Origin of the sequence: Azospirillum tabaci, assembly GCF_014596085.1 — a bacterium.
Classification (GTDB): domain Bacteria; phylum Pseudomonadota; class Alphaproteobacteria; order Azospirillales; family Azospirillaceae; genus Azospirillum; species Azospirillum tabaci.
Map to the genome: position 1 here is coordinate 219754 of NZ_JACCJY010000001.1, position 21522 is coordinate 241275.

Annotated in this window: 18 protein-coding genes; 7 read left to right on the forward strand and 11 right to left on the reverse strand. The window is 69.6% G+C overall.

Translation table 11 applies throughout. The features are described 5' to 3' along the window. Positions 1-6 precede the first annotated feature (6 nt). Positions 7-1479, reverse strand: a complete 1473-nt coding sequence (locus H0B54_RS01060; RefSeq protein ID WP_188258901.1) for an aldehyde dehydrogenase family protein — start codon at positions 1477-1479, stop codon at positions 7-9. A gap of 63 nt (positions 1480-1542) precedes the next feature. Between H0B54_RS01060 and crtI the strand changes: the two genes are divergently transcribed. The 5 genes from crtI to H0B54_RS01085 are packed head-to-tail and all read left to right on the forward strand — an operon-like array spanning position 1543 to position 7106. After that, a complete protein-coding gene (crtI, locus tag H0B54_RS01065) occupies positions 1543-3096 on the forward strand; it encodes a phytoene desaturase family protein (RefSeq protein ID WP_188258902.1) in 1554 nt (517 codons plus the stop codon). Continuing rightward, positions 3093-4634 (forward strand): phytoene desaturase family protein, encoded by a 1542-nt coding sequence (locus H0B54_RS01070; protein WP_188258903.1) that lies wholly within the window; start codon positions 3093-3095, stop codon positions 4632-4634. The genes crtI and H0B54_RS01070 overlap by 4 nt, the downstream gene beginning before the upstream one ends. 26 nt (positions 4635-4660) lie before the next feature. Next, the gene (locus H0B54_RS01075) at positions 4661-5482 is read left to right on the forward strand and encodes a lysophospholipid acyltransferase family protein (RefSeq protein WP_188258904.1); all 822 of its coding nucleotides are present in this window, start codon (positions 4661-4663) and stop codon (positions 5480-5482) included. Then, on the forward strand, positions 5479-6630 hold the full coding sequence (locus H0B54_RS01080; protein ID WP_188258905.1) for a glycosyltransferase: 1152 nt from the start codon (positions 5479-5481) through the stop codon (positions 6628-6630). Before H0B54_RS01075 ends, H0B54_RS01080 begins: the two co-directional genes overlap by 4 nt. Further along, entirely contained in the window at positions 6627-7106 is a 480-nt protein-coding gene (locus tag H0B54_RS01085) for a DUF2141 domain-containing protein (RefSeq protein ID WP_188258906.1), read from the forward strand. The genes H0B54_RS01080 and H0B54_RS01085 overlap by 4 nt, the downstream gene beginning before the upstream one ends. A 3-nt stretch (positions 7107-7109) precedes the next feature. Here the strand turns inward: H0B54_RS01085 and H0B54_RS01090 are convergent, their stop codons facing one another. Together H0B54_RS01090 and H0B54_RS01095 are read right to left on the reverse strand one after the other, a co-directional pair. Further along, positions 7110-7733, reverse strand: coding sequence for a 3'-5' exonuclease (locus H0B54_RS01090; RefSeq protein ID WP_188258907.1), 624 nt, complete (start codon positions 7731-7733; stop codon positions 7110-7112). A 14-nt stretch (positions 7734-7747) separates the two neighbouring features. Next, complete coding sequence (locus H0B54_RS01095; protein WP_094301647.1) at positions 7748-8338, reverse strand: NUDIX domain-containing protein; 591 nt, start codon at positions 8336-8338, stop codon at positions 7748-7750. A 331-nt stretch (positions 8339-8669) separates the two neighbouring features. Here H0B54_RS01095 and H0B54_RS01100 point away from each other — a divergent pair, with 331 nt between their 5' ends. Beyond that, positions 8670-9689 carry a class I SAM-dependent methyltransferase gene (locus H0B54_RS01100; RefSeq protein WP_188258908.1) on the forward strand — a complete coding sequence of 340 codons (1020 nt, stop codon included), beginning with the start codon at positions 8670-8672 and terminating at the stop codon, positions 9687-9689. 7 nt (positions 9690-9696) lie between these two features. On the opposite strand, the gene H0B54_RS01105 is transcribed toward H0B54_RS01100, so the two are convergent. Beyond that, positions 9697-11055 (reverse strand): ABC transporter substrate-binding protein, encoded by a 1359-nt coding sequence (locus H0B54_RS01105; RefSeq protein ID WP_188258909.1) that lies wholly within the window; start codon positions 11053-11055, stop codon positions 9697-9699. A gap of 248 nt (positions 11056-11303) precedes the next feature. Between H0B54_RS01105 and acnA the strand changes: the two genes are divergently transcribed. Beyond that, positions 11304-13994, forward strand: a complete 2691-nt coding sequence (gene acnA / locus H0B54_RS01110) for an aconitate hydratase AcnA (RefSeq protein ID WP_188258910.1) — start codon at positions 11304-11306, stop codon at positions 13992-13994. A 63-nt stretch (positions 13995-14057) separates the two neighbouring features. On the opposite strand, the gene H0B54_RS01115 is transcribed toward acnA, so the two are convergent. The 7 genes from H0B54_RS01115 to H0B54_RS01145 all read right to left on the reverse strand — a co-directional run bounded on the left by H0B54_RS01115 (position 14058) and on the right by H0B54_RS01145 (position 21057). Beyond that, on the reverse strand, positions 14058-15956 hold the full coding sequence (locus H0B54_RS01115) for an acyltransferase family protein (RefSeq protein ID WP_188258911.1): 1899 nt from the start codon (positions 15954-15956) through the stop codon (positions 14058-14060). A gap of 443 nt (positions 15957-16399) precedes the next feature. Continuing rightward, positions 16400-17242 (reverse strand): LytTR family DNA-binding domain-containing protein, encoded by an 843-nt coding sequence (locus H0B54_RS01120; RefSeq protein ID WP_188258912.1) that lies wholly within the window; start codon positions 17240-17242, stop codon positions 16400-16402. A gap of 14 nt (positions 17243-17256) precedes the next feature. Further along, complete coding sequence (locus H0B54_RS01125) at positions 17257-18354, reverse strand: hypothetical protein (RefSeq protein ID WP_094301652.1); 1098 nt, start codon at positions 18352-18354, stop codon at positions 17257-17259. A 215-nt stretch (positions 18355-18569) separates the two neighbouring features. Continuing rightward, positions 18570-18803, reverse strand: a complete 234-nt coding sequence (locus H0B54_RS01130) for a DUF1150 family protein (protein ID WP_094301653.1) — start codon at positions 18801-18803, stop codon at positions 18570-18572. 60 nt (positions 18804-18863) lie between these two features. Beyond that, positions 18864-19343, reverse strand: coding sequence for an Hsp20 family protein (locus tag H0B54_RS01135; RefSeq protein ID WP_014239222.1), 480 nt, complete (start codon positions 19341-19343; stop codon positions 18864-18866). Positions 19344-19531: 188 nt separating this feature from the next. After that, positions 19532-19957: a GtrA family protein gene (locus H0B54_RS01140; RefSeq protein ID WP_188258913.1), complete on the reverse strand. Its 426-nt coding sequence runs from the start codon at positions 19955-19957 to the stop codon at positions 19532-19534. Continuing rightward, positions 19954-21057, reverse strand: a complete 1104-nt coding sequence (locus H0B54_RS01145; protein ID WP_188258914.1) for a glycosyltransferase family 2 protein — start codon at positions 21055-21057, stop codon at positions 19954-19956. The genes H0B54_RS01140 and H0B54_RS01145 overlap by 4 nt, the downstream gene beginning before the upstream one ends. Positions 21058-21522: the final 465 nt, after the last annotated feature.

Here is a 21522-nt window from a genome sequence, read left to right on the forward strand (position 1 = left end):
TCCGGGTCAGTCGGTCCGGCGTTCGCGCAGACGGTGGATCAGGGTCCGGACCACCCCGGCGCGGGTGCCGGGACCGCCATGGAGGAGGCGGAGCGCCGCCAGCATCAGCGCCGCGTCGCCGTCGCGCGGCGGATCGGTGTGGGGAAGCCGCCGGCCGCGCCGCACCGCGACGGTCTTGACCCGCGTCATCTCCAGCAGCCCTTCGGCCCCGCGCGTGACCCCCCAGCCGCTGGCGCGGCGCCCGCCGAAGGGCAGGCGGGGGTCGGCGGTCGGCACGATCAGGTCGTTGACGGTCACCGTTCCGGCGTCCAGCCGCCCGGCCAGCGCGCGCGCCTCCTCCTCCAGCCCGAAGACCGAGGCGCCGAGCGCGTAGGGGCTCTCGGCGGCGGCCTCCAGCGCTTCCTCCATGTCGCGGACGGGCACCAGCGACAGGATGGGGGCGAACAGCTCCTCGCGCAGCAGCGCCATGCCCGGCCGCGCGTCGGCCACGATCAGCGGCGCCATCGCCGGGTCGGCGTCCGCGGGCAGCGAACCCACCGGGCGGGCGCCCTCCGCCATCGCCGCGCGGACCAGCCCGACCAGCCGGCGCCGCACCGGCAGGGGCACCGCCGCCGGCGGGATCGCCGCCACGCTGCGCGTCAAGCAAACCTCCAGTTCGGCCGCCAGGGCGCGCGGCACGAAGACCCGGCGCGGCGCGATGCAGGTGGCGGAGCCGTTGAGGCGCAGGCCGAAGGCGAGCGCACGGGCGACCGTGCCGAGATCGGCGCCCGGCAGGACGAACACCGGGTCGTTGCCCGACAGCTCCATGGTGGAGGGCACCAGCGAATCGGCGAGCTGGCGGGCCACCGCCCGGCCGGTGCCGGCCGATCCGGTCAGCACCAGCTTGTCGATGCCGGCGGTGATCGCGTCGGACACCGCGTCGGGGGATTCGTCCAACAACTGGAACAGGCCGTCGGGCAGACCGGCCTCGGCCAGCCAGTCCGCCAGCCGTTCCATCGGCGCGGAGCAGCTGGGCGCCGGCTTGACCAGCACCGCGTTCCCCGCGACCAGCGCCTGAAGCGCCTGCACTCCCGGCAGCAGCAACGGGTAGTTGGAGGGGCCGACGATCAGGACGGTGCCGAACGGCTCCCGCCGCACCTCCGCCGTGACGCCGAACAGCCAGACCGGACGGCCGCGCGCCCCCAAACGCCGCGGCGCCAGCAGCGCGGCGGCCTCGCGCTCCAGGAAGCGGCAGGCCTCGGCGAGCGGCAGGATCTCCGCGCTCAGGCTCTCGGCCGCGCTGCGTCCGGGGCGCGTCGCCAGCGTTCGCACGAGATCTTCGGCCTCCGCCCCGGTGGGGGGGGGGGTTTTGGGGATGATGGGGAGGCTTTCGGGTGTATTGCCGCCCGCCCCCCCCCCCCCCGCACGAGGAAATGGATCTCTGGTCCCGCTTGTCCGAGGGGTTACACCCGGAGGGGTGGGATTGTGGCTGTGATCCATTCCTGGTCCGTGTTCGTAACTGCCTTCACACAAGTCGGCAGCTTGGGAGCGTTTGGCAAGCGGATGGAACGGCAAGTCGTGATCATTGGCGCTGGGCCGGGTGGATTGGCATCCGCGATGCTCCTGGCGCTCACCGGGGCGAAGGTCACCGTGCTGGAGCGGCAGGACCGCGTCGGCGGCCGGTCGGCCGGCTTCGCTCTCGACGGGTACCGCTTCGACAGCGGACCGACCTTCTTCCTCTATCCCCGCATTTTGGAGGAGATCTTCGAGGCCTGCGGGCGCCGCCTGTCGGACGAGGTCGACCTGATTAGGCTCGACCCGCTCTACCGGCTGGTCTTCGAGGCCGGTGGGGAACTGCGGGTCCACGCCGAGATGAAGGCGCTGATGGCGGAGATCGCCCGCCTCGACCCGCGCGACGCCCACGGGCTGCCGCGTTTCCTGGCCGACAACCGGGCGAAGATGGAGCTGTTCCGCCCGATCCTGGAAACCGACTTCTCCACCCCCTGGGCGCTGGCGTCGCTGCCGATGCTGAAGGCGCTGGGGAAGCTCACGCCGCAGCGCTCGGTCGACCGCGACCTGTCCCGTTACTTCCAGGACCCGCGCGTCCGCCTCGCCTTTTCCTTCCAGAGCAAGTATCTGGGCATGTCGCCCTTCCGCTGCCCCAGCCTGTTCACCATCCTCTCCTTCCTGGAGCATGAGCACGGCGTCTTCCACCCGCGCGGCGGCACCGAGGCGGTGATGGAGGCGATGCGGCGGGTGGCCGAGGATCTCGGCGTCACCGTGCGGCTGAACGAGACGGTGCGCCACATCCGCTTCCAGGGCCGCCGCGCCGTGGGGGTGCGGACGGAGGCTGGCGAATACCCGGCCGACGCGCTGGTCATCAACGCCGACTTCGCGCGCGCGATGACGACCCTGGTGCCCGACGATCTGCGCCGCCGCTGGAGCGACGCCCGCATCGCCACCAAGAAATTCTCCTGCTCCACCTTCATGCTCTATCTCGGGATCGAAGGCCGGATGGAGGGGCTGGACCACCACACCGTCTATCTGGCGGAGGATTACGCCCGCAACCTCGCCGAGATCGAGGACGGCCGCGAGATGCCGCGCCGTCCGTCGATCTACGTGCAGAACGCCTGCGTCAGCGACCCGGACCTTGCCCCGCCCGGCGGCAGCACCCTCTACATCCTGGTGCCGGTCGGCCACCAGCGCGGCCACATCGACTGGACGGCCGAGGCGCCGCGCTACCGCCGCCTCGTGCTCGACCGGCTGGCCGGGTTCGGCCTGAGCGATCTGGAGCGCCGCATCCGGGTGGAACGCGTGGTGACGCCGGCCGACTGGGACCGCCAGTTCGCGGTGCACCGCGGCGCCACCTTCAATCTCGCGCACAGCCTGGACCAGATGCTCCACCTGCGTCCGCACAACCGGTTTGAGGATCTGGACGGCGTCTATCTGGTGGGCGGCGGCACCCACCCCGGCAGCGGCCTGCCGGTGATCTTCGAAGGCGCGCGCATCACGTCGCGGCTGTTGGCCTCGGAACTGGGCCTGCCGACGCCTTGGCGCAGCGAAACCATGGGACTGTCCGGCCTGCCCAAGCGGGCCGTAGCGGGGGGATTGGCATGACGGATCGGATCGCGGTGATCGGCGGCGGCCTGGGCGGGCTGGCGTCGGCGGTGGTTCTGGCGGCGCGCGGCCACAAGGTGGTGCTTCTGGAGAAGAACGGCTGGGTCGGCGGCAAGGCAGCGGTGCTGGAGGAGGGCGGCTTCCGCTTCGACATGGGGCCGACGATCCTGACGGTGCCGCGCGTCCTGCGCCGCATCCTGGCGGAGGCCGGCTGCGACCTCGACCGCGAGCTGGAGCTGGTTCGGCTGGAGCCGCAATGGCGCTGCTTCTTCGACGACGGCACCGTGCTGGACCTGTCGGAGAACATTGGCGCGATGGCCGCGGAACTCGACCGGCTGACTCCCGGCCGCGGCGCCGGGGAGGGTTACCGCCGCTTCCAGGCCTTGTCGGAGCGTCTGCACGGCATTTCCGAACGCTTCTTCTTCTGGAAGTCGGTGGAGGATTTGGGCGATACGCTGAAGTTCCGCGACAGCATGAACACCAGCACCCTGTCCGACGTGCTGGCGCTGCGCATGGGCAGCACGGTGGCCGGCACCATCCGCAGCCATGTCCCCGACGCCCGCGCCGCCCAGATGCTCGACCATTTCACCCAGTATGTCGGCTCGTCCCCCTACGGCTCCCCGGCGGTGCTCTGCGCCATCGCCCACATGCAGACCAACGACGGCGTCTGGTACCCGATGGGCGGCACCCGCGCCGTTCCGCTGGCTCTGGAGCGGGTGGCCCGGCGCCTCGGCGTCGAGATCCGCACCGGAACCGGCGTGCGCCGGCTGGAGGTGACCGACAAGCGCGTCACCGCCGTCGAGACGGAGGGTGGGGAGCGCATCCCGGTGTCGGCGGTGGTGTCCAACATGGATTCCGTCCGCACCTACGAGGAGCTCGTGGGCGGCGCCCCGGCCAAGCGCTTCCGCAAGCGCCGCCGCTACGAGCCGGCCTGCTCGGGCGTGGTCTTCTATCTCGGGCTCGACCGCTGTTACGAGCATCTGCTGCATCACGACTTCGTCTTCTCCCGCGACCCGGCGGAGGAGTTCGACTGGATCTACCGCCGCGGCGAGCCGGCGCCCGACCCGACCTGCTACATCGCCGCCCCCGCCCGCACCGAGCCCGGCGTGGCGCCGCCGGGGGGCGAGGCGCTCTACGTGCTGGTCCACACCCCCTACCTGCGGCCGCACCACGACTGGTCGCGGATGCTGCCGGACTACCGCCGCACCGTCTTCGACAAGCTGAAGCGCACCGCCGGCATGGCCGATCTGGAGGAGCGCATCCGCGTCGAGCGCGTCCTGACCCCGCAGGACATCCACGACCGCTACCGCGTGCTGAACGGCGCCATCTACGGGCTGGCCAGCCACGGCCGCTTCATGGGCGCCTTCAAGCCGGGCAACCGCTCGCGCGACGTCGAGGGGCTGTATCTGGCCGGCGGGGCCGCCCACCCGGGGCCGGGCATGCCGATGGTGCTGATGTCGGGCTGGATCGCCGCCGACAGCCTGGACCAGGACCTCCGGAGCGGAGCGCGCGACGGCGACCTGCGCGCCGTCGCCTGAGGGGTGGGCGGGGCATGGGGCCAGGGATGGGAGATGACGGGCTGAAGGACGATCCGGTCGCGCTGCGTTCGCCGGCGCTCTGCCGTTTTTTCGGCGCCGTCATGGGGCGGCGGATGCGGCGCGACTTCCACGCGCTGCGGCTGGCCCGGCCGGGCTGGCCGGACCTGCCGGCGGACCGGCCGGTGATCGTCTGCCTGAACCACCCGTCCTGGTGGGACCCCGCTTTGCTGATCGTGATGGGGACCACCCGCTACCGCGACCGGCCGGGCTATGGCCCCATCGAGGCGGCGATGCTGCGCCGCTACCGCTTCATGGCGCGCATCGGCCTGTTCGGGGTCGAGCCGGGCCGGGCCGGGGCCGCCGCCTTTCTGCGCCACGGCCGGCGCATCCTGGCCGACCCGCGCTCCATGCTGTGGATCACCGCGGAGGGGGCCTTCACCGACCCGCGCCGCCGTCCGGTCCGCCTGCGGCCGGGCATCGCCCATCTGGTCCGCCGCGCGCCGGAGGCTTTGGTGGTGCCGCTCGCCCTGGAATACCCGTTCTGGGACGAGAGCACGCCGGAGGCGCTGGCCCGCTTCGGCGAACCCGTCGCGGCCTCCGACTTCTCTGGCTGGCCGGTGCCGGACATCGCCGCCGCGCTGGAACGGCGGCTGGAGGCGACCATGGACGCGCTGGCGCTCGACGCGCAGAGCCGCGACCCGGCGCGCTTCCTGACGCTGGTCGACGGCACGGCGGGGGTGGGCGGCGTCTACGACCTGTGGCGCCGGGCGCGCGCCTGGGCCGGCGGGCAACGCTTCACTCCCAGGCACGGTGACGCGCCCGACACGAAAGGGGTTCCCCGCCGATGAGCGTCCTCACGATGCTGGCCGCTCTATCGCTGGCGCTCGCCCTGCTGCCGTTGGGGCTGGGCCTTGTGAATCTGTGCCTCTACCGCCGCCCGCGGGCCGAGCCGCCGCCGGGCGCCGCCGTCAGCATCCTGATCCCCGCCCGCAACGAGGAGGCCACCATCGCCGCCGCGGTGCGGGCGGCGCTGTCCAGCTGCGGCGTGACGGTGGAGGTGGTGGTGCTGGACGACCATTCCACCGACCGCACGGCGGAGATCGTCCGAGTCCTCGCCGCCCGCGACCCGCGCCTGCGCTTGGAGACCGCACCGCCGCTGCCGCCGGGCTGGTCGGGCAAGCAGCACGCCTGCCAAGCGCTCGCCGGGTTGGCGCGGCACCCGGTGCTGCTGTTCCAGGACGCCGACGTGCGGCTGGCGCCGGACGCCGCCCGGCGGGCCTGCGGCGCGCTGCTGGCGGGCAAGGCGGGGCTCGTCAGCGGCTTTCCCCGCCAGGAGACCGACACCCTGGCCGAGGCGCTGGTCATCCCGCTGATCCATGTGCTTCTGCTCGGCTATCTGCCGATGGTCGGGATGCGCTGGTCGTCCAGCCCGGGCTTCGCCGCCGCCTGCGGCCAACTGATCGCGGTGCGGCGGGACGCCTACGCGGCGGCCGGCGGCCACGCCGCCATCGCGACGTCGCTGCACGACGGGGTGACGCTGCCGCGCGCCTTCCGCCGAGCGGGGCAGGGGACCGACCTGTTCGACGCGACCGGCCTCGCCCGCTGCCGGATGTATCGCGGCTGGCGGGAGGTGTGGTCCGGCTTCTCGAAGAACGCGACGGAGGGGATGGCGACCCCCGTCGCCCTGCCGGTCTGGACCCTGCTGCTGTTCGGCGGCCATGTCCTGCCCTGGCTGCTGCTGGGCTGGGCGGCGCTGGCCCCGCTGCCGGATGCCGTGACCGTCCTGGCGGCGCTGGCCGCGGCGGCGGGGCTGACGTTCCGCTTGCTGCTGGCCGTCCGTTTCCGTCAGAGTCTTGCCGGCGCGCTGCTCCACCCCGTGGGCATCCTGATCCTGCTGGCGATCCAATGGTCGGCGCTGCTGCGCGCCCGCCGGGGCCGCCCGGCGGAATGGCGGGGGCGCGCCTATCCGTCCACCTCCAGCACGGGTGCACCATGACCCCTCGGCTGTTCCGGAACGCCCGTTGCGCCATTGTGGGCCGCGCCACCGTGGGCGGATCGCTGGCCGCTCTGGCGGTCCTCCTGTCAACCGCCCAGGCCGCCGCCGCCGACCTTGCCATCACCGTCGCCAACGTCGCGAACGCGCAGGGGAAGGTGCTGGTCGCGGTGTGCACGCCGGAGACGTTCCTGGGCCCCAACTGTCCCCACACCGCGGCGGAACCGGCGCGGCCGGGCAGCGTCACCGTGGTGGTGCACAAGGTGCCGCCCGGCACCTACGCGGTGCAGGCCTTTCATGACGAGAATCAGAATCTCGAATTCGACCGCAACTTCCTCGGCCTGCCGAAGGAGGGCGTCGGCTTCAGCAACGACGCCCCCATGCGCTTCGGTCCGCCGCGCTACGACGCTGCCGCGCTGGCCGTCGCCGAGCCGGTGACCCGCACGACACTCACTCTGCGCTATCTGGTCGAGCGCTGATCGTCAGATCACCGGCACCAAGCGCCGCCGCCGGGGCGGCGGGTTGCCGCCCTTGCAGGGGCTGTAGGCGCCCGGCGTCAGCTGTCCCAGCGTGATGCCGGTCGCCGCGGCGATGTCGGCCAGCCGCTCCAGCCCCAGAACGCGGGTGGCGGCGAGCGCGATGCGCCCGCAGGCTTCGGCGTCGCTGCCGGCGCGGTGGTGATCGAGCGCAATGCCCAGATGGTCGGCCAGATAGTTCAGCTTGTGCGCGGCCAGTTGCGGCCACGCCTTGCGCGCCAGCACCACCGTGCAGAGGTAGCTGCAGGCCGGCCAGGCCAGCCCGTAATCGTCCAGCGTGTGGCGCAGCACGCTGATGTCGAAGGAGGCGTTGTGGGCCAGCACCAGACGGCCTTCCAGCCGGCGGGCGAAGCGGAGCCAGACCTCGGGAAACTCCGGCGCGCCGGCGACATCCTCCGCCCGCAAGCCGTGGACGGCGGTGTTGAAGGGGTTGAAGCGCATCTCCCGCGGGCGGATCAGATGCTCCTCCGTCTCCACCACGCGCCCGTCCTCGATCCAGGCGACGCCGATGGAGCAGGCGCTGGTTCGTGACTCGTTGGCGGTTTCGAAGTCGATGGCGACGGCCTGCATGATGTCTCCGCCCCTCAGCCCAGGATCAGGCGGGTGACGTCCGCGGGCAGGTCGCCGTCGAGCGCCATCAGGCGGACCCGCATCAGGCAGGCCGCCGCGATGGCGTCGGTGATCTCCCCGCGCTTGACCATGGCGTAGGCCTCCGCGAAGGGGACATGGCGCAGCTGCAGCACCTCCGTCTCCTCCGGTTCGGCCTGCCCCTGCTCGATTCCCCAGGCGAGAAAGCAATGGGCGGTCTCGTCGGTGATGCTGTTGGACAGGTGCATGGTCAGGATCGGCAGCCAGTGGCGGGCGGTCTGGCCGGTTTCCTCCAGGAGCTCGCGCTTGGCCGACTCCACCGGTTCGACGCCCTTCTTGCCGCCGCCTTCCGGAATCTCCCAGCTGTATTGCTGCAAGGGAAAGCGGTACTGGCCGACCAGCGTGACGCGGCCCTGGTCGTCGATGGGAACCACCCCGGTCGCCAGATTCTGGGCGTGCATGACGCCGTAGATGCCGGGGTTGCCCAAGGGGGTCAGCACGTCGTGCTCCACCACGCGCATCCACGGATTCTCGTAGATCGGCTTGGTCGTCAGGACGGTCCAGGGGTTGCCGGTCTTGTGCGGCACGCCGGTGCTCCTCAAGCGGTGTGGGGGCAGTGTGGGGACAGGCTGCGGGGTGCTGGTGCGGAACTATAGGCATTGCGCCTCGATGCTGCAACGCGGCGCGCTTCGACCGCCTTGCCGCGCGTCGCCCTCGGGACCGCAAGCTGTGGGTGTTGCGGAAATATTTCACAGTTAGATAAAATTTTCGCGACAGTTCACGCAAGTCCTCTCCAACTGTTCGCGCCGGTTACTTGACTCCCCGACTGTTGAGGTCTACCTCTATATTGTGCGGTATCCGTGGATGCCGGCGGTGGCCGTCCTTCGTGGGGCAGCAATTTTGGAAACGCAGCGCCGGATGCGGCACAATTTTCAGGATAGGGAGCGCTGGCGCAATCCCGACTGGCGGACGAAATTCGTCGCCTGGTGGGAAGGCTACGACCTCGCCGCCCTGTCCCGTCTGGCCCGCTCCGCCCCGGCCTCCCGCCTGCCCCTGCGCGGCCCGGTGTCGGCGCTGGGGTCCGCCGCGCCCGCCGGCGCTCTGCCGCCCGAGACGCCGCGGCCCGATGCCGATCTGGAGCGGCTGGAGAACCTCCAACTGGACCGCCAAGGCGAACCGGTCTGGTCGGTCGCCCGCACGGAAGGGGCTCAGATGCTGTGGGGCCAGGACTGCGTCGGTCCCGGCGACGCGCAATGGATGGTCGAATCCGTCCGTTCCTTCGGGCTGAACCCGGCCAAGAGCGTGCTGGACCTGTCGGCGGGTCTGGGCGGACCGGCGCGCGGCATCGTCGACAGCTACGACACCTGGGTGACCGGGCTGGAGATGTCGCCCTTGCTGGCGAAGCTGGGGATGGAGCGCTCCAAGGCGCTGGGCGTGTCGAAGAAGGCCCCGATCGGCCATTACGACCCGGAGCATTTCAACCAGGCGGGCTCCTTCGACCTCGTGCTGGCCGACCGGGTGATGCACCGGGTGCGCGACAAGGAAGGCTTCCTCGACCGCGTCTGCGACTGCGTCAAGCCGAAGGGCGGCGTGCTGCTGTTCGATTACGTGATCGAGGGCACCCCGTCCTCCTGGGAAAGCTGGAACGGCTGGCGCGACTCCGAGCCGCTGGAGGTCTATCCCTGGTCGGCTACCCGCATGGCCGACGAGCTGACCCAGCGCAACCTGGACCTGCGCATTTCCGAGGACCTCACGCAATTCCACCGTCGGCAGGCCGTGGAGCGGGTGCGCCGGCTGGGCGAGGCGCTGAAGACCGCCGTTCCCGAACCCCGCGTGCTGAAGGCGCTGGCCCGCGAACTGGCGCTGTGGTGGTCGCGCCTGCGCGTGCTGGGCAGCGGGCTGCGCTTCTGCCGCTACGTGGCGATGCGCCCGACCTGAAGGATTCCTAATCGCAGGCGCGCGGTTCGATCTTGCGCTCCGCCGCGAAACGCCGGGCCGACTCCGCCACCAGCTTGCGGATCAGGGCGCGGCGCGGCTCGATGGGGCCGGAGACGTCCAGCCAGCGCTCCCCGTCCCACTGCTGCACATGCAGGGGCACGATCCCCTCATGGTCGGCGCAGGTGATGCGCAGCGGCTGCATGAAGCCGTCCAGCCCCAGATCGGTCAACCGTTCGACGGTCAGGTCCAGATGGTCGAAGCCCCAGGCGACCTGCGCCCCGGTCAGCGGCTTGCGCCCGTACTTGCCCTGCGCGGTGCGGATGGCCTCGACCAGGACGGCGGCGTTGAAGACCCCGCGGTTGTAGAGCACCGTGCCGATCTGGCCGGGATCGCCGGCTCCCAGCCCGCGGGCGTGGACCTGCTCGCGGATGGCGCGGATCACCGGCAGGTCACTCCCGGCGGCGTGGAAGGCGACCGCTTTATAGCCCACCGCCGCGGCGCCGACCGGCCGGACGTCCAGCTCCGACCCGGCCCACCAGACGCCGATCATGCGGTCGGCGGGATAGCCGGCGGCGGCGGCCTCGCGCAGGGCGGTGGAGTTCTGCACGCCCCAACCCCACAGGATCACGTAATCGGGCCGGTAATGGCGGGCGATCTGCGTCCAGACGGCGCGCTGGTCCAGCCCCGGCGGGGCGACGGGGAAGCTGCGCATCTCGAAGCCCAGCGGACCGCGCAGCGCTTCCAGCATGGGCAGCGGCTCCTTGCCGAAGGCGCTGTCGTGGTAGACGTAGGCGATCTTCCGCCCGCGCAGCTGATCCTGCCCGCTCAGCTCGGTTCCGCCCAGCTCCTTGGCCCCCAGCTCCTTGGCGATGTGGCTGACCGCGGCGTCGATGCCCGTCCAATAGCTGGCCGGGGCGTTGACAGCGTAGGGGAAGACCCGCCCGTCGGACACGTCCGCCCGCCCATAGCCGGAGGAGAAGACCGGGATGCGGTCGGCGGCGCCGCGCTCGATCAGCGCATAGGTGATGCCGGTGGACAGCGGCAGCACGGCGGCGGCGCCGGTCGGCCCCTTGGCCTTCAGCCGCTCGTAGCAGTCGACCCCACGGTCGGTGTTGTAGCCGGTGTCGCACTCCTCCCAGGCGATGGGCACGCCGCCGATGCCGCCGTCGCGCCGGTTGACCAGCGTCAGATAGTCGGCCACCCCGTCGGCCAGCGGGATGCCGTAAGGCGCGTAGGGGCCGCTGCGGTAGACGAGGTGCGGGAAGAACTGCGCCCCTTGCGGCGACTCCGAAGCGGCCTCGGCCGGGGCGCACAGCACCGCCATCGCCAGGGCCACCGCCGCCAAAGCTGGGGCGCGCCATGCCATTCCGTTTCCTCCACCCGTCGCGCGCCGGGCCGTTGCGCCCGTCCGCGCGGTTGTCATTTCTCGCGATTCTAGTACGGACCGGCCCCGTTTCGCACGAAGAGAGCGCAGCCCTCACGCTTCCGCTTGTCTGCCCTTTGCACGGCGCCGTTTGAAGGGGGGCGGGACCGGCACTAAATCAGGCGGTTGAGACATGCGGAAACCACGGCCGCCGCCCGGCCGGTCCGCCAATAACGCGAAGGAGGGGTACCGTGACGACGTTCACCGGTCAGGACTCGCTGAAAACCCGCCGTTCCCTGTCCGTCGGGGGCAAGAGCTATGATTATTTCAGCATCAAGGCCGCGGAGGACGCCGGGCTGGGCGACCTCTCCCGGCTGCCCTACTCGATGAAGGTGCTGCTGGAGAATCTCCTGCGCTTCGAGGACGGGCGCACCGTGTCCACCGACGACGTGAAGGCGGTGGCCCAGTGGCTTCACGACAAGCGGTCCGACCGTGAGATCGCCTATCGCCCGGCGCGCGTGCTGATGCAGGACTTCACCGGCGTGCCGGCGGTCTGCGATCTGGCCGCGATGCGCGAGGCGATGGCCGCGCTGGGTGGCGATCCCAAGAAGATCAACCCGCTGGTGCCGGTGGATCTGGTCATCGACCACTCGGTGATGGTCGACTACTTCGGCAACCCCTCCGCCTTCGAGAAGAACGTCGAGCTGGAGTTCGAGCGCAACCTGGAGCGCTATGCCTTCCTGCGCTGGGGCCAGAAGGCCTTCGACAATTTCCGCGTCGTGCCGCCGGGCACCGGCATCTGTCATCAGGTGAACGTCGAGTATCTGGCGCAGGGCGTGTGGACCGACACCGACCCGGCGGGCAAGCTGGTCGCCTATCCCGACACGCTGGTCGGCACCGACAGCCACACCACCATGGTGAACGGGCTGGGCGTACTCGGCTGGGGCGTCGGCGGCATCGAGGCGGAGGCGGCCATGCTCGGCCAGCCCATCTCCATGCTGATCCCCGAGGTCGTCGGCTTCAAGCTGACCGGGCGGCTGAAGGAGGGCACGACGGCGACCGACCTCGTGCTGACCGTCACCCAGATGCTGCGCAAGAAGGGCGTGGTCGGCAAGTTCGTGGAGTTCTACGGGCCGGGGCTGGACCATCTGACGCTGGCCGACCGCGCCACCATCGGCAATATGGCCCCGGAATACGGCGCCACCTGCGGCATCTTCCCGATCGACGCGGAGACCATCCGCTACCTGACCTTCACCGGCCGCGACGCCGACCGCGTGGCGATGGTCGAGGCCTACGCCCGCGCCCAGGGCATGTGGCGCGATGCCGGCACGCCGGACCCCGTCTTCACCGACACGCTGGAACTGGACATGACGACGGTCGAACCGTCGCTGGCCGGTCCGAAGCGCCCGCAGGACCGCGTGCCGCTGTCCCAGGCGGCGCAGAGCTTCGGCGGCGATCTGGTCGGCGCCTTCAAGGCGGAGGATGCCGACCGCTCCGTCTCCGTCCGGGGCTGCGGCTACAACCTCGACCAGGGGGCGGTGGTGATCGCCGCCATCACCTCCTGCACCAACACCTCCAACCCCGCGGTGCTGGTGGCCGCCGGCCTGCTGGCCCGCAAGGCGGTGGAAAAGGGGCTGAAGTCCAAGCCCTGGGTCAAGACCTCGCTGGCGCCGGGATCGCAGGTGGTCACCGACTATCTGGCCAAGGCCGGTCTCCAGCCCTATCTGGACCAACTCGGCTTCAACATCGTCGGCTACGGCTGCACCACCTGCATCGGCAACAGCGGCCCGCTGCCGGACCCCATCGCCGCGGCGGTGGAGGAGGGCAACCTCGTGGTCGCCGCCGTGCTGTCGGGCAACCGCAACTTCGAAGGCCGGGTGAACCCGCACACGCGGGCGAATTATCTGGCCTCGCCGCCGCTGTGCGTCGCCTACGCGCTGGCCGGCAACATGAAGATCGACCTGACCAAGGACCCCATCGGCACCGGCCATGACGGCCAGCCCGTCTACCTGAAGGACATCTGGCCGACCAACCAGGAGGTCCAGGACGCCATCGACGCCTCGCTGTCGGCGGAGATGTTCCGCAGCCGCTACGGCAATGTGTTCGAGGGGCCGGAGCAGTGGCGGGGGATCCAGACCGCCGAGGGCCAGACCTACGAGTGGCAGGCGGGCAGCACCTATGTGAAGCTGCCGCCCTTCTTCGCCGACATGCCGAAGACCCCCGACGCGGTGAGCGACGTGCGGGGCGCCCGTGCGCTGGCCGTGCTCGGCGACAGCATCACCACCGACCACATCTCCCCCGCCGGCTCGATCAAGAAGACCAGCCCGGCCGGCGAGTATCTGCTGAGCCATCAGGTGCGCCCGCAGGACTTCAACTCCTACGGGGCGCGGCGCGGCAACCACGAGGTGATGATGCGCGGCACCTTCGCCAACATCCGCATCCGCAACGAGATGCTGGCGGGCGTGGAAGGCGGCGAGACCCGGCACTATCCCTCGGGCGAGCAGTTGCCGATCTACACCGCGGCCATGCGCTACGCCCAGGAGGGCGTGCCGCTGGTGGTCATCGCCGGCAAGGAGTACGGCACCGGTTCCAGCCGCGACTGGGCGGCGAAGGGCACCAAGCTGCTGGGCATCCGCGCCGTCATCGCCGAGAGCTTCGAGCGCATCCACCGCTCCAACCTCGTCGGGATGGGCATCCTGCCGCTCCAGTTCAAGGACGGGCTGACCCGCAACGATCTGGCGCTCGACGGCACGGAAACCTTCGACATCGCCGGCATCGAGCAGGACCTGCGCCCGCGCAAGGACGTGACGATGACCATCACCCGCGCCGACGGGCAGACGCGGCAGGTGCCGCTGCTGCTGCGCATCGATACGGTGGACGAGGTCGAGTATTACCGGAACGGCGGCGTGCTGAACTTCGTCCTGCGCAACTTGGCGAAGTGACGGAAGCCGGCGCAGCGGGGGCGGCGGCACCGCCCTCCCGCTGTGCGGCGCCCCGGCCGGGCCTCACTCTCCATGGGACGGGTCGGGGGCGCGCAGAAACTCCTGGATGCTCTGCACGATCAGGGTGCTGCCATGGGCCGAGAAATGGCCCTGGTCCAGGAAGTAGAAGCCCTGGTCGTCCCTGATCCGGCAGAGCGGAAGGTCCTTGCAAGGGTCGGGGTCGCAGAAATAGTCGGAGGTGTCGACGAACCGCGCGCCCCGCGTCGCGGTGATGACCGGCTGGTCGGCGGCTTGGCCGGTGATCGAGTAAGCCCGCTCCGACTTCATGAAATAGGTGTGGTCGTAGGGGTTGCGGAAGCGGAACACCGGGCTCTGTCCCAGCACCACGATGCGGATGCCCCGGTTCAGCAGCGCGTCCACGGTCTCATGCAGGCGGCGGAGGTCAAGGGCGTTCGTGTCCATGTACCATTCCCACCGCGCCGCCATGATGACGATGCGGATGCCGTTCCGGTCGATGATCTCATCGACGCGGTTGTTGAACTCCTGGCAATTCGGGCGGGCGGTGACCGGCAGGTCCTTGATGGGCGGACAACCGGACGCCGTGTACTGGACGATGTTGAAGGGCAGGGTGTCGGCGACGTTCTGAAGCCCCGGCACGTAATGGGCGGCGAAGGAGTCTCCCCAGAGCAGGGCGGCGGGTGCGTCCGCCTTCAGGGAACCGATCCGGCAATTCTCCATGCCCGGCCACGCCTCGGGCGGCTGGTCGGTTTCGAGGAAGCAGGTGTGCTCCTTGTAGAGTTCCCGTCCTGAAATGTCCTGCGGCGCGTAGTCGGTGAAGCGCTGGGGCAGCCCGTTGGACAGATGGCCGAGCAGCCCGACCCCCGCCAGCCCCGCCATGACCCAGCCGGTCCGGGCGAAGACCCTGGACGGCCGGCGCCCCGACTCCGACCTGGGCTTGCGGAAGGGAACCTCGATCAGCCGCCAGGACAGCACGGACACCGCGGCGATGGCCGCGAGAAGGACCAGCGTCTCCTTGGTGGACAGATCCCGCCCCTTGTAGAACCGCGCGAAGACCATCAATGGCCAATGCCAGATGTACATGGAGTAGGAGATCAGGCCGATGAAGACCATGGGGCGCAGCGTCAGCACCCTCCCGACGGCCGTCGGACCGCTCCGCCCCGCATGGATGATCAGTGCCGCCCCCAGGCAGGGCAGCAACGCGGCGTAGCCCGGAAAGGCCGTCGCCTCCGTCAAGGCGAACACGCTGGCGAGGATCAGGGCGGCGCCGAGCGCGCAGGCCAGTTCCCGCACCCCGCGGCCGCGGATGTCCGGAACGGCGCCGAAGGCGAGAAGGGCGCCCAGCACCAGTTCCCACAGCCGGGGCGGCAGCAGGTAGAAGGCCGCCACCGGATGATCCCGGACCAGCGACACGCCCAAGGCGAAGGACGCCGCCGCCGCCGCCGCCAGCACGGCGATCCACACCCGACGCCCGTACGGGAGCAGAGCCAGCACGGCGAGGGGAAAGACGATGTAGAATTGCTGCTCCACCCCCAGCGACCAGGTGTGGAGAAGCGGATTCATCTCCGCTGCGTTCTCGAAGTAACCGGACTTCAAATAATAGACGATGTTCGACGAGAACAGAGTGGTCGCCGCGAGATTCTGGGAAAAGCTCTTCAACTCCTGGGGCGACAGCAGGAACAGGGCGAGCATCGCCGTGACCGCCAGCGCCGCGAACAGGGCGGGAAGGATTCGGCGGATGCGGCGGACATAGAAGTCGGCAAGGGAAAAGGTACCGCGCTGCGCATCGTTGAGAACGATCGAGCCGATGAGATAACCGGAAATCACGAAGAACACATCGACGCCGATGTATCCGCCGCTGAACAGGGAAAACTTCGCGTGGAACAGCAGAACCGAAAGGATCGATACCGCGCGAAGGCCGTCGATGTCGGGGCGGTACGTCATGGGACCCGCAAGGTTTGGGTGGAATGGAGACGCGGGTCGGCGGTCCCGAACCCGGTTTTGCGGCGGGAGACGAATGACGAGGGAGTAGGGGAGTGCCCGGCTATGCGAGGGAAAGCGGTAAGATCGCTCCCTGACAATTCAATGAAGACTGAAAGACTTGACGGTGTAGGCGTAAGGTTGGCGTTTTTATCGCCTGGATTGCTTTATTGTTTTCGCTGCCCTTGATAGGAAAATGCTGTGATTTCGATGGTATGGCATCGTGGCGGCGTTTTGAAGTGAATTATTGAATGAAAGCCTTAGGGTGTCGGCACTTTGAATGACCTAACAAGAATTCAACGGTAATGGTCGCCCAATGGTGATAGAGAAAACACCCGTTATTGCGTGGGGTGTCCGCGTCTGTTCGGGTTTTCACAGTGTCTTCGTGTGTGTTGAGAGGTCGCTGGTTACGGCCCCGTCTTCTCCGTCCAACCCGCCTCGCGAACCGCTGCCGCGTAACTGCGGCTGACCGGCACGCGCAGGCCGTTGCGCAGGACCAGCACCAGCTTGCCGTCCGGCTTGCGCTCCACCCCGGCGACGGCCGCGGCGGCGACCCAGTGGGAGCGGTGGACCTGCATGCCGTCCAGCCCGGTCAGTTCCGCGATGGCGTCGCGCAGCCGCATCAGGATCAGGTCGCTGCCCTCGGCCGTGTGGGCGCGGACGTAATGGTCCTCCATCTCCAGCGCCAGCAGGTCCCGGCCGAGCCGCACGGGCAGGCGGGCGAGGAAGGCGGGCTCCGGCCGCTCCGCCGGGGATGCCGTCGCGTTGTCCGGGACGGGCGGGGATGGAGGCGGCGTGGGGCCGGCGAGAAGCCCGCGGTCGCGCAGCTCAAGCCAGACCGGAATGGCGGACACCAGCAGGGTGACGAGGACGACGTAGACGAACAGCTCCGCCAACCCCAGCGGGTGCAGCATGTCCTTGCCGCGCAACGACTTCTCCAGCAGCGCCACGGCGAGCGTCATCGGCGCCGCCACCACCAGCGTCACCCCGGCCAGCATGGAGCGCCACGCCTCTGGCCTCTCCCTCCTCAGGCGGGTGGCGGCCAGGGTCAGAAGCTCGAAGGCAAGGCCGCCCAGCCCGATCAGGCCGACCCAATAGGCCAGCCGCTGCGCCAGCGTCAGATCCGCGAAGGTGCCGAACGGACCCAGCAGGGTCAGCACCAGCGCCGCGCCCAGCAGCACCGGCAGACGGCGGCCCAGCAGCCGGCGGCGATAGGGCGTGCGGGGGCGTCCCATCGCGGGCGTGGTCATGGTGTCACACAAGGTCACGCGCTGGCGGAGCGGGCGGACTGTTCCAGCGACTTGATGTGGGACAGGCCGGGCAGGATTTCCGACTTCACGAACTCCATGCGCCGGTTCGGGCCGCCGCCGCCGCGGGCGAAGCGGGCCTTCCACAGGTCCATCTTCACCGCCAGACCGCACAGCACGCCGCCGATGGTGACGTGGTGGGACGCGATCAGCTCGCGGATGGAATGGAAGGTCTCGGCGTTGATGTCGCGCCAGAAGTCCTTCGATCGGTTGTCGAAGCTCTCGAACCGTCCGGTGATCGAGGTGGAGATGTCGGTCAGGTCGCGGCTGATCTCGTCGAGCATCCGCATCTGCCGGGCGTCGCGCTTGACCTCGGTGGAGCTGCGGATCTCGGCCATCCAGGAGAGGAAGCGCTGGATCTCCGGGACGATGTCGTCCAGGCATTTCTTGAAATAGGCCAGCGACAGGAAGATGTCGCCGTATTCCTCAAGGAACTGCGGGATCTCCCCAAGCTCGATGTCCAGCCGGTCGGCCATCATGCGCAGGTTGCGCAGCGCCTCGTCCCGGTTGGGGTTGGAGAACATGCCGATGATGTCCTTCACGTCCTGGACCTGCATGTCCTCGGACCCGTAGACATATTCGACCAGCGGGCGCGTGAAGACGCGCATGTAGTTGGTCAGCTCCTCCTTCTTGCGGTCGGACAGGGTCAGCGACTCGACGCTGTTGACGTCGATGTTCAGCCGGCGCAGTTCGATGCGGGAGGTGTAGACGTCGAAGCTGGAGGCGGCGGCGATCTTTTCGATCTTGACGAGGTCGCGCTCCACCTCCTCCTTGTAGGATTCGAAATAGGCGGTGAGGTGGCGCGGCGAGACCTGCCCGCTGCCGGTCTGGACGTCGTGGAACATCTCCACGACGGTCTGCAACCGCACGTTCTTGATCAAACGGGCGTGCTGGAGTCCCGGCGTTTCCAGCGGGATGGCCGACAGCGGCATGATGTGCAGCGCGTCGCGGGCCTCGTCCTCCCACTGCCTGCGCCGTCCTCCGCCCTGGGGCCGGGCCGACTTGTCCCCCGCAACCTCGGCCACAGCCTCGCTAGTGTCTGCCCCGTCGCTCAATGCCATCTCCCCGCAAGCCGGCGCCCATCCGCCCGCTTGGCCACTTTCGCGGTCCCCCACAAGGATAGCGGGTTGAGGGGGGCAGGCAAGGGTTGAAGGGGGCGTCCCGGAGCAATGTCATAGCACCGGTCGTGCAGAAACGAAAAGGGCCGGTCCACGGCGGACCGGCCCTTTTGCAACCTCCCGTGAGGTTTCGGCGAGGAGACGCGCGGGCGTCAGTGGACGCTCAACGGCTCCATGTCGTTCTGGCGGACGGTGGCGAAGGCCACGTCGCGCTCGGCCAGCACCGTCAGCGGCGTGCCGTCGGCGGCGTGGACGGAAAAGGCCGGGGCGTCGTCGACGGTCACCGGCCGCACATAGGCCACATGGTCCAGACCGAAGGTGGCGAAGTCCTGGGGCGACAGTTGGCGCAGATAGGCCGCGGCCTTGTCGATGTCGAAGCTGTTCATGACGCAGTCCTTTGGACGAATCGGTCGAAAAAGTGTGAAGCGGCAGGTCGCCGATACCGGTCAGGCGTCGCCGCGGTCGGGTGCGACGTCGATGGTTTGCGGTCCGGCGGTGCCGCTGGCGGCCTGGGCGGGCTGCTCGATCTTGATGGTGCGGACCTTCGGTTCCGGCAGGGGGCGCTTCAGGTCGATGTTGAGCAGGCCGTTGTCGAGCGAGGCGCCGACCACCTCGATCCCCTCCGCCAGAACGAAGCTGCGCTGGAACTGCCGGGCGGCGATGCCGCGGTGCAGATAGATGCGCGAGCGGTCGTCGGTCTGGCGGCCCCGGATGACGAGCTGGTTGTCCTCGATCTGAACGGACAGGTCCTCGGAGGTGAAGCCGGCCACGGCCAGCGTGATGCGCAGGCCCTCGTCCCCGATCTGTTCGATGTTGTAGGGTGGATAGCCTTCCGCGGAATTCTTGGCGATGCGGTCCAGCGTGCGCTCGAACTGGTCGAATCCCAGGAGCAGCGGACTGTTGAAGAGCGAAAGACGTGTCGTCACGGCGCATCCTCCTCGAGAGGCGAGCGAGTTGCACATTGGGCCCGTTTCCGGCGCCCGGCTGGCTGGCGGCCCGAAAGGGGAGGATCGGCGCCGCTTCGTCATAGATTGGGGTAGGCCGCCCGGCGGTCAAGGTTCGCCGTTGCGGCAAAGCGCCCCCGCCCCTCGGCGGGTCCGCTTGCGCCGGGGAGTCAGACGAGGGGATTGGCGGCCGGCGTGGCGAAGACGAAGCGCCGGCTCGACCAGTAGTTCCAGGCAAAGGTGACGGCGGTCGCCGCGACCTTGGCGGCCAGCGGCGGCAGAGCGGGGACCAGCAAACCGACCACCAGCGTGGACAGCCCCAGCCCGACGAGGTTGAAGGCCAGGAACAGCGGCAGGCGGCGGGCCATGGGAGCCGCGTCGCGGCGCAGCCGGAAGGTCCAGCTCCGGTTCAGCAGGAAGCTGCACAGCACCCCGGCGCCGTAGCCGACGGCGTTGGCGGCCAGCACGGGCGCGCCGGCCAGCGACACCAGCGCCAGGAACAGCGCGAAATCCACCCCGGTGTTCAGCAGGCCGACCACGGCGAAGCGGATGGCCGTCCAGGGAACGGCCCGTCCCCGGCCTTCGGTGCGGCTCAACTGTTGGCCTCGCTGTTGGCTTCGATGCGGGAGAAGGCTCCGGCGGCGGCCGCGATGCCGGTTCCCAGATGGATCCCGACGGGGACCGGCGCGGCCTGCCCGCCGGCACCAGCGGCGGCGGTCTGGGCGGCCTGCTGGGCGGCGATGGCGTCGGGATGGCGGGCGATGCGGTCCACCACGAACAGCGGCCGCTGCTTCGTCTCCATGTAGAGCCGCCCCAGATACTCGCCCAGAACGCCCAGGATCAGCAGCTGGGTGCTGCCCAGCACCAGCGAGACGACCATCACGCTGGTCCAGCCGGGGACCGTCGCGTGCTGCGACCAGCTCACCAGCGCGTAGCCCAGCGCCAGCACCGCGCACAGCGCGAAGAAGAAGCCGATGTAGGAGGCGGCGCGCAGCGGCTTGATGGAGAAGCTGGTGATGGCGTCCACCGCGAAGCGGATCATCTTGCCCAGCGGGTACTTGGTCTCGCCGACGGCGCGGGCCTGTCGGTCGTAGGGCAGCGGCTCCTGCTTCAGCCCGATCCAGCTCACCATGCCGCGGATGAAGCGGTGCTGCTCCGGCATGGCGTTCAGCACCTCCAGGGCGCGCCGGCTCATCAGGCGGAAGTCGCCGGTGTCCTTGGGGATCTCGATGTCGACCAGCCGGTCGAGCAGGCGGTAGAACAGCGCCGCCGTGCCCTTCTTGAACCACGTCTCGCCGTCGCGGGCCATGCGGGTGCCGTAGACCACGTCGGCCCCGGCGTCCATGCGGGCCATCATGGTGGAGAGCAGTTCCGGCGGGTCCTGCAGGTCGGCGTCGATGATCAGGATGCGCTCGCCCCGGCAGACATGGAGGCCGGCGGTCAGGGCGAGCTGGTGGCCGTGGTTGCGCGACAGCCGCACCCCCGTCACCGCCGGATCGTCGCGCACCAGGGCGGCGATGCGGCCCCAGGTGCCGTCGCGCGACCCGTCGTCCACCAGGATCAGCTCATAACCCTCCCCGACCTCGGCGCGGCAGGCCGCGGACACCCGGCGGTGCAATTCGCCGATCCCCTCGGCCTCGTTGTAGCAGGGAACCACCACGGACAACCGCGGGGTCCCGGCAACGGCGTGCTGCATGAACCTTCTCCCGTCACCGCCTCCGGTCCGCGCCCCCCGGCCCGACGGCCGTCCTGCCGATGGTTTTCACAGCGTGATATCCAACGGAGGACCCCTTCGGGCGAGAGCGCAGGCTTCGCGCGACACCGGCGCGGTACCGCCGGCATCCCGCTTCCGCAACGGGATCGCAGGCCTTTTGCCCCGCCGGAATTCGGTACTAACCCGGTCATGCCCCTGCCGCGCCGGCCCGGCTCACGGAAATCCCCGGATCGTCACAGGCCTATGGCATTTGCGGCGATTGCCGGTGTGAAGGAGGTGCCCCGAAGGGCTTGGTGCGGTGCGGAACGCCGGGCCTTTCCCGCCATGGAGCGCCGCCGCTCCGCCACTCCGGATGGCGATGCCGGGCGGGTTGCCTCCTCCGGGGTGCCTATAACGGGCGACCACCTCCGGAGCGGCACGTCCATTGCGTGAAAAGAGCGAACGAGC